This is a genomic window from Vibrio sp. 2304, assembly GCF_033339475.1.
GTDB lineage: Bacteria > Pseudomonadota > Gammaproteobacteria > Enterobacterales > Vibrionaceae > Vibrio > Vibrio alginolyticus.
Genome location: NZ_JAWOUQ010000092.1, coordinates 1 through 583, shown reverse-complemented (window position 1 = coordinate 583; position 583 = coordinate 1). Strand labels below are relative to the sequence as shown.

Annotated in this window: 1 pseudogene; it reads right to left on the bottom strand. The window is 64.7% G+C overall.

Annotated elements, in window-relative coordinates:
* Positions 1–583 (bottom strand): annotated as a pseudogene (locus R7P64_RS24425) (hypothetical protein); the annotation flags it as partial.

Sequence of the window (583 nt, the reverse complement as noted above, 5' to 3'; positions counted from 1 at the left end):
TGTATGTGAGGCCCATCGCCTTGCTGACGGTAAACAGCTGCCGCTGGCGAAGCAGGGATTGCGCGCCGTAGCAGAGCGCCAGCAGCGCGCCGCCGAACAGGACGAAGCGAATCGGGTAGTTCATGCCCAGCCAGTAGGCGCCCCACCCCGAGACGTAGCCGGTTTCCGCGCCGAACCAGTTGCCCAGCGCCAGCAGAAAAAAGAGCCACACCAGCCCGGAGCGGGCAATATAGCCAATGGCACCGTAAATCACGCATCCGGCCAGAAACAGCGGTGCGATATGGCCGCTGCCGTTATCCAGCCGTTCGCCAAGCTGCCATAGCGCCACCGCGGTAAAGACGACGCCCAGAAACAAAATCGCCTCGGTGCTGTAGTGCCACTGCGTCTCCCGCCGCTGGCGGCGAAAACCCCAGCCGTAGCAGACGACTGCCAGCAGCGCAGGCAGCAGGATCCGCATCAGCGCCGAGTGGCTGAACAGGCTCAGCAGCCACGCCACCAGCTCGCTGTCGGCGAACAGACTGCCCAGGGAAATCAGCACGCAGGCCAGCGCGGTCCAGAAGGCATAGCGGCTCAGGCGCCGCCA